The 15,361-nt window shown below is 73.0% G+C and carries 12 protein-coding genes and 1 pseudogene; 11 read left to right on the top strand and 2 right to left on the bottom strand.

What is annotated here, in order from left to right; all coding sequences use genetic code 11:
* The first annotated feature begins 164 nt into the window (after nucleotides 1-164).
* A complete protein-coding gene (locus IF20_RS24065) occupies nucleotides 165-566 on the top strand; it encodes a hypothetical protein (protein ID WP_052867359.1) in 402 nt (133 codons plus the stop codon).
* A gap of 32 nt (nucleotides 567-598) precedes the next feature.
* Here the strand turns inward: IF20_RS24065 and IF20_RS40065 are convergent, their stop codons facing one another.
* Nucleotides 599-847, bottom strand: a complete 249-nt coding sequence (locus IF20_RS40065) for a hypothetical protein (RefSeq protein WP_234426799.1) — start codon at nucleotides 845-847, stop codon at nucleotides 599-601.
* Here IF20_RS40065 and IF20_RS24070 point away from each other — a divergent pair.
* Nucleotides 749-1,517: pseudogene (locus tag IF20_RS24070) on the top strand (DMT family transporter). The gene IF20_RS40065 and the pseudogene IF20_RS24070 overlap by 99 nt on opposite strands.
* 52 nt (nucleotides 1,518-1,569) lie before the next feature.
* Here IF20_RS24070 and IF20_RS24075 read toward each other — a convergent pair.
* On the bottom strand, nucleotides 1,570-2,670 hold the full coding sequence (locus IF20_RS24075) for a calcium:proton antiporter (RefSeq protein ID WP_052867360.1): 1,101 nt from the start codon (nucleotides 2,668-2,670) through the stop codon (nucleotides 1,570-1,572).
* A 189-nt stretch (nucleotides 2,671-2,859) separates the two neighbouring features.
* Between IF20_RS24075 and IF20_RS24080 the strand changes: the two genes are divergently transcribed.
* The 9 genes from IF20_RS24080 to IF20_RS24120 all read left to right on the top strand — a co-directional run bounded on the left by IF20_RS24080 (nucleotide 2,860) and on the right by IF20_RS24120 (nucleotide 15,351).
* Nucleotides 2,860-4,038: an acyl-CoA dehydrogenase family protein gene (locus IF20_RS24080; RefSeq protein WP_052867361.1), complete on the top strand. Its 1,179-nt coding sequence runs from the start codon at nucleotides 2,860-2,862 to the stop codon at nucleotides 4,036-4,038.
* A gap of 126 nt (nucleotides 4,039-4,164) precedes the next feature.
* Nucleotides 4,165-5,034: an oxygenase MpaB family protein gene (locus IF20_RS24085; RefSeq protein WP_052867414.1), complete on the top strand. Its 870-nt coding sequence runs from the start codon at nucleotides 4,165-4,167 to the stop codon at nucleotides 5,032-5,034.
* Between the two features lie 27 nt (nucleotides 5,035-5,061).
* Nucleotides 5,062-7,248: a serine/threonine-protein kinase gene (locus IF20_RS24090; RefSeq protein WP_052867362.1), complete on the top strand. Its 2,187-nt coding sequence runs from the start codon at nucleotides 5,062-5,064 to the stop codon at nucleotides 7,246-7,248.
* Between the two features lie 161 nt (nucleotides 7,249-7,409).
* Nucleotides 7,410-8,963, top strand: coding sequence for a phytoene desaturase family protein (locus IF20_RS24095; protein ID WP_052867363.1), 1,554 nt, complete (start codon nucleotides 7,410-7,412; stop codon nucleotides 8,961-8,963).
* A gap of 197 nt (nucleotides 8,964-9,160) precedes the next feature.
* Nucleotides 9,161-10,261: an NAD(P)H-dependent flavin oxidoreductase gene (locus IF20_RS24100; RefSeq protein WP_052867364.1), complete on the top strand. Its 1,101-nt coding sequence runs from the start codon at nucleotides 9,161-9,163 to the stop codon at nucleotides 10,259-10,261.
* 12 nt (nucleotides 10,262-10,273) lie between these two features.
* Nucleotides 10,274-11,860, top strand: coding sequence for an acyl-CoA synthetase (locus IF20_RS24105; protein WP_052867365.1), 1,587 nt, complete (start codon nucleotides 10,274-10,276; stop codon nucleotides 11,858-11,860).
* 91 nt (nucleotides 11,861-11,951) lie between these two features.
* Nucleotides 11,952-13,499 carry a fatty acyl-CoA synthetase gene (locus tag IF20_RS24110; protein WP_052867366.1) on the top strand — a complete coding sequence of 516 codons (1,548 nt, stop codon included), beginning with the start codon at nucleotides 11,952-11,954 and terminating at the stop codon, nucleotides 13,497-13,499.
* Between the two features lie 299 nt (nucleotides 13,500-13,798).
* A complete protein-coding gene (locus IF20_RS24115) occupies nucleotides 13,799-14,599 on the top strand; it encodes a VOC family protein (protein WP_052867367.1) in 801 nt (266 codons plus the stop codon).
* 53 nt (nucleotides 14,600-14,652) lie between these two features.
* Entirely contained in the window at nucleotides 14,653-15,351 is a 699-nt protein-coding gene (locus IF20_RS24120) for an alpha/beta fold hydrolase (protein ID WP_052867368.1), read from the top strand.
* The last annotated feature ends 10 nt before the right edge of the window (nucleotides 15,352-15,361 follow it).

Consider the following 15,361-nt stretch of genomic DNA (forward strand, 5'->3'; position numbering starts at 1 on the left):
CCGGGCGCCGAAGCGGCCCGACGGCGGACGGCGCCGCTCCGGGCGTGCCTCCGGGCGGCCCCGCCCGGTCACCGCGAGCGTTGCGGGACGCCTCCGGGCGCGTGATGATGGCTGCCTGGAGCGACGGCGCCGGACGCGGCGCGTCGGTCACAAGGGAGCGAGCGATGACCGAACCCGGTGACCTGCGGCAGACGTACGCATTCAGCTGCACCGGATGCGGGCATGCCTGGAAGCAGACCTACGACATCGTGATCGTCACCGATGCCGAGGGCCGTCGCTCCCAGGCGTACCGCATCGAGGGGCGCAAGGTGCGCTCCCCGCTCACCTCACCCGTCTGCCCGCACTGCGACAGCGGGCGGGTGCACGCGGTGCCGACGGGGCTTGCCGAACGGGCCCTGAAGGCGGAGACCGTGGCGCGGTCCCGCCCCGAACGCGGCGAGCACACGCCGCACTTGCCGCACGGACCCCACCTGCACCTGCGGCGCCGTTCGGGCCGCACGAACGCACAGGAACCCGCGCGCGTGCAGGACCGTACGGACACGAAGGACGAACCCCCGTCGCTGTGACGGGTGCACGGCGGTGTCCGTCGGCCTCCGTATCAGTGGCAACGGGGACCCGGCGAGGACTCGGCCCCCGGGGGCGGCTGGTCCGCCGGGAGCGCGGAGGTCTCGACGAGGGCCCGGTGGAGGCGGTGCACGCCGTCCTCCAGTTGCGCGGTGCCCGGTGCGCTGACGTAGCTCAGCCGCAGGTGCGGGGCGGGCGCTTCGGCGGCCGCGGCCTGCTGGCGGGCCTGCTCACCGCGGTCTGCCTGTGTGCGGCGCGGGTGCCGGTACCGGCACGACGGCACTGGCCCGGTCTGCTCACGGTGGCCGCCGGCTGCGTCATCGGCTTCCCCCTGCTGACCACGTTGGCCCTGCAGACCTCCATCACGGCGCACTCGGCCGTCGTCATCGGCATGCTGCCGCTGGCCACCGCGGTCGTCTCGACCGTCCTGACCGGCCGGCGCCCCTCGCGCCTCTTCTGGGCGGCCGCCGGATTCGGTGCGCTCACCGTGGCCGGGTTCACCCTCCAGCAGAGTCACGGCCTGCCGACCCTCGGGGACGCGTACCTCTTCGCCGCCCTGTTGGTGTGCGCCGCGGGGGTACGCGCAGGGCGGCCGGCTCGCGTCCCACATGCCCGGCTGGCAGGTCATCGCCTGGGGCGTCGTCGCGGCGCTGCCGGTGTCCGCCCTGGTCACCGCCTTCGCCCTGCCCACGGAGCCGGTGCACCTCACGGACCAGGCGGTCCTCGGCATGGCCTACATCGCCGCCGTCTCCCAGTTCGGCGGCTTCGTCATGTGGTACCGCGGGACGGCCGCCATCGGGGTGCCCAGGGCGAGTCGGATCCAGCTCGCGCAGCCTCTGCTCACCCTCGTGTGGTCGGTCCTGCTGATGGGCGAAGAGCCCTCTCCGCCGGCGCCCGTCGCGGCCCTGATCGTCCTCGGTTGCATCGCGGCGACCCAGCGCGCCCGCAGCTGACCTGCCCGGGGCCGGGCACCGGGTGCGCCACGGCGGCGCTCCACCGGGGCTCTCAGGGCGTCACGGCCAGCTCCAGGTACGCCGCGAGCAGGGCGAGGTGGAGGGCGCCCTGGAGGAGCGTGGCGCGGCCGGGAATGACCGTCAGGGTGCCGACGATCATCGTGAGGGCGAGCAGCACCATGTGGGTCGCGCCGAGGCCGAGGACGAGCGGGCCGGCCAGCCAGATGGACGCCGCGGCCACCGCGGGGATGGTGAGGCCGATGCTGGCCATGGCGGAGCCGAGGCCGAGGTTGAGGCTGGTCTGCACCCGGTCGCGGGTGGCCGCGCGCACCGCGGCGATGGTTTCCGGCAGCAGCACCAGCAGTGCGATCACGATGCCGACCACCGCGGCCGGCAGACCGGCGGCCGCCACGCCGGCCTCGATGGTGGGGGAGACCCCTTTGGCGAGCCCCACCACCCCGACCAGCGCCAGGGCCAGCAGCCCCAGGCTGGCCAGGGCCACCCGGCGGCTGGGCGGGTCGGCGTGGTCGTCCTCGTCGACGACCTGGCCGGACGAGGTGACGGGCAGGAAGTAGTCGCGGTGGCGCCTGGTCTGGGTGGTCACGAAGAGCCCGTAGAGCACGATGGCGGCGAGCGCCGCGAACCCCAACTGGGCCGGGGCGAACTCCGGTCCCGGCTTGCTCGTGGTGAACGTGGGCAGCACAAGGCTCAGCCCGGCGAGCGTGGCCACCGTCCCGAACGCCGCCGAGGTGCCCTCGGCGTTGAAGACGGCGACCCGTCGCCGCACCGCGCTGATCAGCAGGGACAGTCCGACGATGCCGTTGCAGGTGATCATCACGGCGGCGAAGACGGTGTCCCGGGCGAGGGAGGCGGCCTTGTCCCCGCCGTCGGTCATCAGGGTGACGATCAGCGCCACCTCGATGATGGTCACCGCCACCGCGAGCACGAGGGACCCGAAAGGCTCGCCCACCCGGTGGGCGACCACCTCCGCGTGGTGCACCGCCGCCAGGACGGCGCCGGCCAGGAAGCACGCCACGAGGGCCACGACCGGGCCGGGCAGCGAACGGCCCCAGGAGAGCGCGAGGAGGACGACGGAGAGGACGGGAAGGGCGGTGGTCCAGTGGCCGGCGACCGCCCGGACGGTACGCAGCATGGCTCGACCCTCTCAGAACACCCGGCGGCCTGCGCGCGGAGGAAGTCCGGCCTGGCCCGTCCGTAGGGCGGCCGGGGCGGACACACGCCCTGCGGGGCTTCCGACGGTCCCTGCCCCTTCCGTATTACTGGAACGCGTTCTACCGTGCGGGCGACCCTACGGACCGCGGGACCGGGACAGGGAGGGGCCGTGCACCTCGAATACACGCCCGAACAACAGCGGCTACGCGCCGAGCTGAGGACCTACTTCGCCGAGTTGGTGCCGGACAACGCGTACGCGCGCTACGCGGCGCCGGCCGATCAGAAACGCTTCTACCGGGAGACGATCCGCCGGCTGGGCGCCGACCGCTGGCTCGGCGTCGGCTGGCCGCAGGAGTACGGCGGCCGCGGCCTCACCCCCGTCGAGCAGTTCGTCTTCTTCGACGAGGCGGCCCAGGCGGGCGTTCCGCTGCCCCTGATGGCGCTGAACACCGTCGGTCCGACGATCATGAAGTACGGCACCGAGGAGCAGAAGGCGTACTTCCTGCCGAAGATCCTCTCAGGCGAGCTGGACTTCGCCATCGGGTACAGCGAACCGGACGCTGGCACCGACCTCGCGGCCCTGAAGACCCGCGCCGTACGGGACGGCGACCATTACGTCGTCAACGGGCAGAAGATCTGGACCACCAACGGGGACACCGCCGACTGGGTGTGGCTGGCCGTCCGCACCGACCCCGAGGCGCCGCCCCACAAGGGCATCACCATGCTCCTCGTGCCCACCGACGACCCCGGCTACAGCTGCACCCTCATCAACACCCTCGCCTCCCACGACACCACCGCCAGCTACTACGAGGACGTTCGCGTCCCCGTGAGCCACCGGGTCGGCGCGGAGAACGAGGGCTGGCGGATCATCACCAACCAGCTCAACCACGAGCGCGTCACGCTCGCCGCACACGGCACGATGGCGATCCGCGCCCTGCACGACGTCCAACGCTGGGCTATGGAGACCAAGCTCGCGGACGGCCGGCGCGTCATCGACCTGGGCTGGGTACGCGCCCGGCTGGCCCGCACGCACACCGAGCTGGAGGCGCTGCGGCTGCTGAACTGGCGCATGGTCGACGCGCTCCAGCGCGCCACCCTCACCCCCCAGGACGCCTCCGCCGTCAAGGTCTACGGCTCGGAGGCGCGGCGCGACGCCTACGCCTGGCTGATGGAGGTCGTCGGCGCCGCGGGACCCTTGAAGGAGGGCTCGGCGGGCGCGGTGCTCCATGGCGAGCTGGAGCGTGGCTACCGGTCCGCCGTCATCTTCACGTTCGGCGGCGGCAACAACGAGATCCAACGGGAGATCATCTCCTGGATCGGCCTCGGGATGCCCCGCGTACGCAGGTGATCCCGTACGGGCGAAGGGGGTACGGCGGTGGCGGACGAAGACCTCGGGAGGGCCGGACGGCGGGCCCCGAAGGCGAGCGGGGGCCGGCCCTCGAAGGCGGACCCCGGGCTCTACGGGCCGGACTCCGTGACCTGGCAGCTGCACGGCGACCCGATGATGTGGATAGCGGGCGTCCGCGCGCTCTACCTCCAGGCGCTGCATCCGCGCGCCGTTCGGGGCGTCATGCAGAACTCCGACTTCCGGCGGGACGCCTGGGGGCGGCTGATGCGCACCGCCGGGTTCGTCGGCACCACCACCTTCGGCACCACGGAGGCCGCCGAGCGGGCCGGGGCCGCGGTCCGCCGGATCCACCGCGGGCTGACCGCCGCCGACCCCGCCACCGGCGAGCGTTACCCCATCGACGAGCCGGGGCTGCTCCTGTGGGTGCACTGCGCCGAGATCGACTCCTACCTGGAGGTCGTCCGCCGCTCCGGATACGCCGCGAGCGCCGCCCTTCACGGGGCCGCCGGCGACGCGTACATACGGGAGAACCGCACCGCCGCCCGACTCGTAGGGCTCGACCCCGCCACCGTTCCAGGGGACCGGGCGCAGCTCGCCGCGTACTTCGAAGAGGTGAGGTCCGAACTGGCCGCGACCCCCGAAGCGGCGGCCGTCGACGACTTCTTGCGGCGGCCGCCCGCCCCCCTTCCGCTGCTCCCCGTCCGCGCGCTGCTCTGGCGCCAGGTGGCTTCCTTGGCGTACGAAGCGCTCCCCCCGTATGCGCACGAGCTGTACGGCAGACCGGCACCGCCTCCGGACACGGTGGACCGGAAGCTGCGCGTCGCAGGACGGGTGCTGCGGTCGGTCCCCGCGACCGTGCGCTGGCAACTGCCCCCGAAACACATCCTCCGCGCGGTGGCCAGACTCGGACCCGGCACGCGCCCGTCGGCCTACAAGCTGTGCCGCCCGGCCGCCATACTGAGGTCTCACGGTGCTCAGGGGGAGCCACGAGGCTGATTACGGGGACGGGGGCGGCGGCAGGCGATGGGGGAGAGCAGGCTGATCCACGGCCGTTACCGGTTGATCGATCTGATCGGGCGCGGGGGGATGGGCGAGGTGTGGCGGGCCCGGGACGAGTCCCTGGGCCGCCGGGTCGCGGTCAAGTGTCTCAAGCCGCTGGGGCAGCAGCAGGACGCGTCGTTCATGCGGGTGCTGCGGGAGCGGTTCCGCCGCGAGGCGCGAGTGGCCGCCGGGCTGCAGCACCGCGGCATCACCGTCGTGCACGACTTCGGCGAGGACGACGGCATTCTGTACATCGTCATGGAGCTGCTGGACGGGCGCAATCTCAGCCAGCTTCTGGAGGACAACCGCCGGAATCCGCTGCCCGTGCCGGACTTCGCCGACATCGCCGACCAGGTGTCGGCAGCGCTCGCGTACACGCACGAGCAGGCGGTCGTGCACCGGGACCTGAAGCCCGCCAACATCGTCCGGATAGCGGACGGGACGGTGAAGATCTGCGACTTCGGCATCGCCCGGCTCGGCCACGACATCGGCTTCACCGCCCGCCTCACCGGTACCGGCGTCGCGATGGGCACGCCGCATTACATGTCGCCGGAGCAGATCGCGGGCGGCACCATCGACCACCGCAGCGACCTGTACTCCCTGGGCTGCGTACTGTACGAACTGGCAACGGGGGCACCGCCGTTCGAATTCGACGACGCCTGGGCGGTGCTCGTGGGCCACCGCGACACGGCGCCCGAACCGCTCCGCAAGCGCCGTCCCGACCTGCCCGAGGCCTACGAGCGCATCGTCCTCGACCTGCTCGCCAAGGACCCCGACGACCGCCCGCGCGACGCCGCCGAACTGGGCAAGCGCATCGCCACGGCGCGCGCCCCGCAGCAGACCGCCGCGGGGCTGCCCGCCTGGACGGCCGGCATGCGGATCGGCGCGGGGGCCCGGCCGGTCCATACGCTCCGCACGCCGCCCCGCGGCGCCGTCGGCGAACTGACGGGCTCCTGGACCGTCGGCTTCGACCTGCGCGGCCCCGACAGCGTCCCGCCCGCCCGCGGGCGTCCCACGCCCTCACCGGCGGTGCTCGCCGCGCTCGCCGGGCGGCACAACGCCGGGTTGAGCCTGGGCCGGCTGGGCCGCTGGGAGGAGGCGGGCGAGGCGCACCGCGCGGTCGCCGCCGAGCGGGAGCACGTGCTGGGGCCCGACCACGCCGACACCCTCGCCAGCCGCTTCGAGGTGGCCTTCACCCTGGCGCGCTCGGGCCGGTTCGCCGACGCGCTGCGCGAGTACGAGACGGTCGCGGCCGGCCGCGAGCGGACGCTCGGCGCCGAGCACGCCGACACGCTCGCCGCCCGCCAGGAGACCGCATACGTACTCGGCCGCCTCGGCCGCCACTTCGAAGCGCACCAGGTCTACACCTCGGTGCTCGCGGCCCGTGACCGCACGATGGGCGCCGACCACCCCGACACCTTGCGCTGCCGCCACAACCTCGCCTACAACCTCAGCCGCCTCGGACGCCTGGAGGACTCCTACGAGATGGCGCGCGAGGTCGCCGCCGCGCGCGCCCGGGTGCTCGGCGAGCGCCACCCCGAGACCCTGGTCACGCGCCACGAGGTCGCGTACACCCTGGGCCGGTTGGGACGCTGGCCCGAAGCGCTGCGCACGTACCGGGAGGTGGCCGCGGCGCGCTCCCAGGCGCTCGGCCCGGACCATCCCGATACGCTCGCCGCGACGTACGAGGTCGGGATAAGCCTCGGGCGGCTGGGCCGCAGCGCGGAGGCGCTGGAGCTCTACCGGGGCCTGGTGGCGGCCCGCACCGAGGCGCAGGGCCCGGAGGACCCGGAGACGCTGCGCGCGCGGCACGGTCTGGGTGTCAACCTCGGGCGGCTCGGGCGCTGGGAGGAGGCGCTGGCCGAGGCCCGCGAGGTGTGTGCGCTGCGCGAGAAGGCGCTCGGTCCGGACCATCCGGACACGCTCGTCAGCCGCCGGGAGGTCGCCGTCGGGCTGGGCTGGCTGAAACGTTGGGACGAGGCCCTGTCGGTCTACCGGCAGGTCGCCGAGGCCCGCGAGCGGGTGCTCGGGCCCGATCATTCGGACGCGCTCGCCAGCCGCACCGACGAGGCGCACTGCCTGGAGCAGCTCGGCCGCGAGGCCGAGGCGGTCGGCCTGTACCGCCGGGTGGCGGCCCTCCGGCAGCACCGGGGGACGCAGGGAGGCTGAGGCGTACCGGGGCCGTGCGGCCGCTGCGGGCGTCGGCCGAGTGACGTGCGGGCGCCGCCCAGGTGTCCGGTCGTGGTCGGGTGGGAACGTTTCGGAGCGCTGCCCTACCGGAGGGAGGCCGACCTCTGGCCGGTTGTGATCGCCCCGTGCTACCAAGAGACATGCCGGAACGGACGTCCTATGACGTGATCATTGTCGGCGGCGGGCACAACGGTCTCGTCGCCGCCGCGTACCTCGCCCGCGCCGGGCGCAGCGTGCTCGTACTGGAACGGCTCGACCACACCGGTGGCGCGGCCGTCTCCACCAGGGCCTTCGCCGGGATCGACGCCCGGCTCTCGCGCTACTCCTACCTTGTCAGCCTGCTGCCGCCGAAGATCGTCCAGGATCTCGGGCTGCGCTTCGCCGTTCGGAAGCGCACCGTCTCCTCGTACACCCCCACCGACCGCGACGGCCGGCCCACCGGGCTCCTCGTGGGCGGCGGTCCGGCCCGCACTCGTGCCGCGTTCGAAGCGCTGACCGGCTCGGACCGCGAGTACGAGGCCTGGGAACGCTTCTACGGGACGACGGCGCGGGTCGCCGCGCGCGTCTTCCCGACCCTCACCGAACCGCTGCCCACTCGTGCGGAGCTCCGCGCCCGCATCGACGACGAGGACGCCTGGCAGGCCCTCTTCGAGCGGCCGATCGGCGAGACCATCGAGAAGACCTTCGCCGACGACCTCGTACGCGGCGTCGTCCTCACCGACGGCCTGATCGGCACCTTCGCCGCCGCGCACGACGAGACGCTGCGGCAGAACCGCTGCTTCCTGTACCACGTCATCGGCGGCGGCACCGGCGACTGGGACGTGCCGCTCGGCGGCATGGGGGCGCTCACGGACGCGCTGGCCCGGGCCGCACGGCAGGCCGGCGCCGAGATCGCCACCGGCCATGAGGTGACCCGGCTCGCCACGGACGGCACGGCAGCCGAAGTCACCTGTGAGCAAGGCACGTTCGGCGCCCGCCACGTGCTGGTGAACGCCTCCCCCGAGGCGCTGGCCGGGCTCCTCGGGGAGCAGCCGCCGGAGCCGGCCGAAGGTGCCCAGCTCAAGGTCAACATGTTGCTGACGCGACTGCCGCGCCTACGGGACGGCGGCGTCGACCCCCGAGAGGCGTTCTCCGGCACCTTCCACATCGCGGAGGGGTACGAACAGCTGGAGACGGCCTACCAACAGGCCGCGGCCGGTGCGCTCCCCACGGCACCGCCCAGCGAGATCTACTGCCACTCCCTGACCGACCCGTCCATCCTCGCCCCCGACCTCGTACGCCAGGGCTACCAGACCCTCACGCTCTTCGGGCTGCACACCCCGGCGCGCCTCTTCGCCGGCGACAACGACGCACAACGGGAGAGCCTGCTGCGGGCCACCGTCGAGCAACTGGACGCGCACCTCGCGGAGCCGCTGGCCGACTGCCTGGCCCACGACGCCGACGGCCGCCCCTGCATCGAGGCGAAGAGCCCGCTGGACCTGGAACGCGACCTCCGCCTTCCCGGCGGCAACATCTTCCACGGCGACCTGTCCTTCCCGTACGCGGAGGACCACGTGGACGACACCCCCGCCGCCCGCTGGGGCGTCGCCACCGGCCACCCCAACGTCCTGCTCTGCGGCGCGGGCGCACCGCGCGGCGGCGGCGTCAGCGGCATCCCCGGCCACAACGCGGCAATGGCCGTCCTGACGACCTGACCGCCCCACCCCGGCCTCCACCACCCCACCCCGGCCTCCACCGCCCCCTCGGCCTCCGCCGGCCCGCCCCGGCCTTCCCCGGCCGGGGCGGAGCCTGTCGGCGGTCCTGGGGCCGTCAGGCACAACCGACAGCCGCAAACTGACGTTGCGTCAGAAAAACTCTTCCCTCGTGTGGCGTGCTGCGGCATCCTGCGCCCATGCAGACGGAGTTGAGCAGCACACTGGGGGCCGAGCACGCCGTCTTCGGGTTCACGCCGTTTCCCGCCGTGGCCGCGGCGATCAGCCGCGCGGGCGGATTCGGGGTGCTCGGCGCGGTACGGTACGGCGCCGCCGACGACCTCGCGCGCGACCTGGACTGGATGCAGGAGCACACCGAAGGCCTGCCGTACGGCCTGGACGTGGTGATGCCCGCGAAGAAGGTCGAGGGCGTCACCGAGGCCGACATCGAAGCGATGATCCCCGAGGCCCACCGCGCGTACGTCGAGGAGACGCTCGCCGCACACGGCGTGCCGCCGCTTCCCGAGGGCGAGGCGTCCGGGTGGCGGATCACCGGATGGCTGGAGCAGGTGGCCCGCTCCCAGCTGGACGTCGCCTTCGACTACCCGATCAAGCTGCTCGCCAACGCGCTCGGCTCGCCGCCGCCCGATGTCGTCCGCCGCGCCCACGACCACGGCGTCCTCGTGGCCGCACTGGCGGGCAGCCCCCGGCACGCCCGGCACCACCAGGAAGCCGGCATCGACGTCATCGTCGCGCAGGGCTACGAGGCGGGCGGGCACACCGGCGAGATCGCCACGATGGTGCTGACCCCCGAAGTCGTACGCGCCGTCGACCCGCTCCCCGTGCTGGCCGCCGGCGGCATCGGCACCGGCGAACAGGTCGCGGCGGGCCTCGCCCTCGGGGCGCAGGGTGTCTGGCTCGGCTCGGTCTGGCTGACCACCGAGGAGGCCGAACTGCACTCGCCGCTGCTCACTCGGAAGCTGCTCGCCGCCGGCCCCGGAGACACCGTCCGCTCGCGCGCCCTCACGGGGAAGCCCGCACGGCAGCTGCGTACGGAGTGGACCGATGCCTGGGACGATCCGACGGGCCCCGGCCCGCTGCCCATGCCGCTGCAGGGCCTGCTGGTCGCCGACGCGCTCACGCGCATCCAGAAGTACGAGACGGAGGCGCTGCTCGGCACCCCGGTCGGCCAGATCGTCGGACAGATGAACAGCACCCGCAGCGTGCAGGCCGTCTTCGACGACCTCACCCGCGGGTTCGAACGCGCCATCGACCGCATCAACCGCATCGCCGGCCGTTGAGGAGGGCTGCACATGAAGGGCGACACCACGACACGAGAGCCGCAACCCGGGACACCGGCCCCCAGCGGCTTCTGGGCCCAGGCCACCGCGGCGCCGGACCGCACCGTGCTCGTCGCACCGGACGGCGAGGAGTGGACGGCGGGCCGCCTGCATGCCGCCTGCAACCGTCTCGTGCACGGCCTGCGCGCCGCCGGACTGCGCCGCGGCGACGCGTTCGCCGTCGTCCTGCCCAACGGGGTGGAGTTCTTCACCGCCTACCTCGCCGCCAGCCAGGCCGGGTTCTACCTCGTGCCCGTCAACCACCACCTCGTCGGCCCGGAGATCGCCTGGATCGTCGCCGACTCCGGCGCCAAGGTGCTCATCACGCACGAGCGCTTCGGGGACGCGGCCCGCTCCGCGGCGGACGAGGCCGGACTGCCCGCCGCACACCGGTACGCGGTCGGCGCCGTCGACGGCTTCCGCCCGTACGCCGAGCTCCTTCAGGGGCAGCCGGAGACGCCCCCCGAGGAGCGCACGCTCGGCTGGGTCATGAACTACACCTCCGGCACCACCGGACGCCCGCGCGGCATCCGCCGCCCGCTGCCCGGCAAGCCCCCCGAGGAGACCCATCTCGGCGGCTTTCTCGGGATCTTCGGCATCCGGCCCTTCGACGACAACGTGCATCTCGTGTGCTCGCCGCTCTACCACACGGCCGTCCTGCAGTTCTCCGGCGCCTCGCTGCACATCGGCCACCGGCTCGTCCTCATGGACCGCTGGACCCCCGAAGAGATGCTGCGCCTCATCGACACGTACCGCTGCACGCACACCCACATGGTGCCCACCCAGTTCCACCGGCTGCTCGCCCTTCCGGAGGAGATCAGGAACCGGTACGACGTGTCCGCCATGCGGCACGCCATCCACGGTGCGGCGCCCTGCCCGGACCACGTCAAACGCGCCATGATCGACTGGTGGGGAAGCTGCGTCGAGGAGTACTACGCGGCCAGCGAGGGCGGCGGCGCCTTCGCCACCGCCGAGGACTGGCTCAAGAAACCCGGCACGGTCGGCAAAGCCTGGCCCATCAGCGAACTCGCGGTCTTCGACGACGACGGCAACCGCCTCCCGCCCGGCGAGGTCGGCACCGTCTACATGAAGATGGCCACCGGCGGTTTCCGCTATCACAAGGACGACGGCAAGACCGAGAAGAACCGCATCGGCGACTTCTTCACCGTCGGCGACCTCGGCTACCTCGACGAGGACGGCTACCTCTTCCTGCGCGACCGCAAGATCGACATGATCATCTCCGGCGGCGTCAACATCTACCCCGCCGAGATCGAGGCCGCCCTGCTCGCCCACCCCGCCGTCGCCGACGCCGCCGCCTTCGGCATCCCCCACGACGACTGGGGCGAGGAGGTCAAGGCCGTCGTGCAGCCCGAGGAAGGCCGCACAGCGGGCCCGGAACTGGCCGCCGAGATACTGGACCACTGCGCCACCCGACTGGCCGGCTACAAGCGCCCCAAGAGCGTCGACTTCCTCGCCGCCATGCCCCGTGACCCCAACGGCAAGCTCTACAAGAGGCGGCTGCGCGCACCGTACTGGGAGGGCCGCGAACGCGCCCTCTGAGACACGGCGCGGCGGCCGGGGCCACCGGAGCCCGCCGCGCCCCGATGCCGCCTCCCTTGACCCGGACGGAGGCTGGGCACAGGATCGCGCCATGGCTGGAGTGCGGAGCAGTACGGTCGACGGGATGCTGCGGCGGAGCGCCCGGCGGGTGCCGGAGCGCACGGCGGTGCGGTACGCCGAACGCTCCTGGTCCTACCGGGAGCTGGACGAGGCGGTCACCGCCGCCGCCCGGCTGCTTCTCGGCGAGGGACTGCGCCCCGGCGACCGGGTCGGCTCCTACGGACACAACTCCGACGCCTACCTGATCGGCTTCCTCGCCTGCGCCCGCGCCGGCCTCGTCCACGTACCCGTCAACCACCACATCACGGGCGACGACCTCCGCTACATCGTCGAACAATCCGGCAGCTCGCTGGTTCTCACCGACCCCGCCCTCGCGCACGAACTTCCGGCGGGGGCGCCCGCACTGCCGCTGCGCGACGCCGCCGACGGGCTGCTCGCCCGGCTGGACCGGCTGCGCGCCGACCCCTCGGCCCTCGCCGCGCTGCCGCCGCTCGGCGACGTCGACGGGGAGAGCCTCGTCCAGCTGCTCTACACCTCGGGCACCACCGCGCTCCCCAAAGGCGCGATGATGACCCACCGCGCCCTCGTGCACGAATACGTCAGCGCCATCACGGCCCTGCACCTCACCGAAGCCGACCGGCCGCTGCACTCCCTGCCGCTCTACCACTCCGCCCAGATGCACGTCTTCCTGCTGCCCTACCTGGCCGTGGGAGCGGAGAACACCATCCTGGACGCGCCCGCGGCCGACACCATCTTCGAGCTGGTGGGCGCGGGCCGGGCGGACAGCCTCTTCGCGCCGCCCACGGTGTGGATCGGCCTCTCCCACCACCCCGACTTCGCCGCGCGCGACCTCACCGGGCTGCGCAAGGCGTACTACGGGGCGTCGATCATGCCGGTACCCGTACTGGAGCGGCTCCGCGGCCGCCTCCCCGACCTCGCCTTCTACAACTGCTTCGGGCAGAGCGAGATCGGCCCGCTGGCCACGGTGCTGGGGCCCGACGAGCACGAGGGGCGGATGGACTCCTGCGGACGGCCGGTGCTCTTCGTGGAGGCACGGGTCGTCGACGAGGAGGGCCGGGACGTGCCCGACGGGACGCCGGGCGAGGTCGTCTACCGCTCGCCGCAACTGTGCGAGGGCTACTGGGAGAAGCCGGAGGAGACCGCGGCCGCCTTCAGGGACGGCTGGTTCCGCTCCGGCGACCTCGCCGTCCGCGACCCCGACGGGTACCTCACCGTCGTCGACCGGGTGAAGGACGTCATCAACTCGGGCGGTGTGCTGGTCGCCTCACGGCAGGTCGAGGACGTGCTGTACGAGCACCCGAAGGTCGCCGAGGTCGCGGTGATCGGATTGCCGGACGACCGGTGGATCGAGGCGGTCACGGCGGTGGTCGTACCGAAGTCGGACGCCGGAGACCTCGACGAGCAGGAACTGATCGCCGCCGCCCGCACCCGGCTGCCCGCCTTCAAGACGCCCAAGCGCGTCGTCCTCGTCCCCGAGCTCCCGCGCAACGCCAGCGGCAAGATCCTCAAGCGGGAGCTCCGGGACCGGCTGGGACGGCGGAGGGACGGGAGGGCCTGAGGCGCCCGGTGGTTGCGCCGGCCGAGCGGTCGATGCGGCTGCGGCATGCCGCCCGACCTGCGGTGACGAGCCGTTGCGGGGTGACTGTCAGTGGTGCCTGCCATGCTGTGAATCGTTCGGGAAACCGGGTGGTGCGGGCCGTGAACGACCGGCGGCCGGACACCGCCACACAGGCACGACAGCCACGACAGCCACGACAGCTACACAGCCACGACAGCTACGCAGTCACGACAGTCGCGACGGCTACGACAGTCACGACGGCAGTTCACCAGCTTCGCCACACACCGAAGGATCTGTTCATGCTCTCGACCCAGTACGTACCGGGTGCGCCGAACTGGCTGGACCTCGGCGTCCCCGACGTGGACGAGGCCGTCGCCTTCTACAGCGAGGTGTTCGGCTGGACTTTCGAGTCCCTGGGGCCGGACGCAGGTGGCTACGGCTTCTTCCGGCTGGACGGCCGCACCGTCGCCGCGATCGGCCCCCTGGTCGAGGAAGGCGCCCGTCCGGCGTGGACGCTGTACTTCCACACCGCGGACGCGGACGGCACGGCCAAGGCCGTGGCGGCTGCCGGCGGCACGGTCCGGGCCGAGCCGATGGACGTCTTCACCGCGGGCCGGCTGGCCGCGTTCACCGACCCCGCCGGCGCCCGGTTCGCGGTCTGGCAGCCGGGCGAGGTCAAGGGGCTGGAAGCCGTGATGGAGGCCAACGCCCTGTGCTGGACGGAGCTGTACACCACCGACGCCGCCACGGCCAAGGACTTCTACAGCTCGGTCTTCTCCTGGCAGTACCAGGACCTGCCGATGGGCGAAGCGGGCGCGTACACCATCGTCGTCCCGGCAGGTGTCGCGGCGTCCCCCGCGTTCGGTCAGGGCGGCATGATGCAGCTGCCGCAGGAGCATCTCGACCGCGGTTCGACCTCGGAGTGGCACCCGTACTTCGGGGTGGACGACTGCGACGCGACTGCCGCGGCGGCGACGGAGCGCGGCGCGACGGCCCTCATCGCGCCGGTCGACGCGGAGGGGGTCGGCCGCCTGGCGATGTTCCGCGACCCGTACGGCGCCGTCTTCGCCGTCATCAAGGGGGAGCCGCCCACGAGCTGAGAGAGGAGAGGGAAACGGAGTTCGGGACGCGTCCTCGTGGGTACCTTCGGCCCATGGCGGACGTACAGAAGGTGCAGGTGGACGGGGTCGAGCTGGCGTACCGGGTGTGGGGCGAGGCGGAGGCGCCCCCGGCGGTGCTGCTGCACTGTCTCGGCGAGGACGGTGAGGACTGGCGCGGGGTGGTCGGGCAGTTGGCGACCACCCACCGGGTGTACGCGCTGGACCAGCGGGGCCACGGGAAGAGCGAGTGGCCCGGCGAGTACGGCTTCGAGCGGTGGCGGGACGACGCGATCGGCTTCCTTCGCGAGCTGGGCCTCGATCAGGTCACGCTCATCGGCCACTCGCTGGGAGCGGTGGCCGCGCTCCTGCTGGCCGCCGAGCGACCCGAGCTGGTGGCGCGGCTGATCCTCGAAGAGGCGGCCCCGCCGCTGCCCGCCGACCCGCCGCAGCAGGTACCGGAGGCACCGGCCGGCCCGCCGCTGTTCGACTGGGCGGCGAAGGCCACGGTGGTGGCGGAGCGGAACGCGCCGGATCCGGGGTGGTGGGAAGCGCTCGGGCGGATCACCGCGCCCACGCTCGTGATCGGCGGCGGTGCCGACAGCCACATTCCGCAGGAGCGGCTGGCGCGCATGGCGGAACTGATCCCGCACGCCGAACTGGTCACGATCGACGGCGCCGGCCACCTGGTCCATGAGGAGCGGCCGCGCGAATTCCTCGACGCGGTACAGGGCTTCCTGGTGCGGGAGGGCTGACGCCGGGGGC

The sequence above is a fragment of the Streptomyces niger genome (assembly GCF_000718305.1).
GTDB classification, from domain to species: Bacteria; Actinomycetota; Actinomycetes; order Streptomycetales; family Streptomycetaceae; genus Streptomyces; species Streptomyces niger.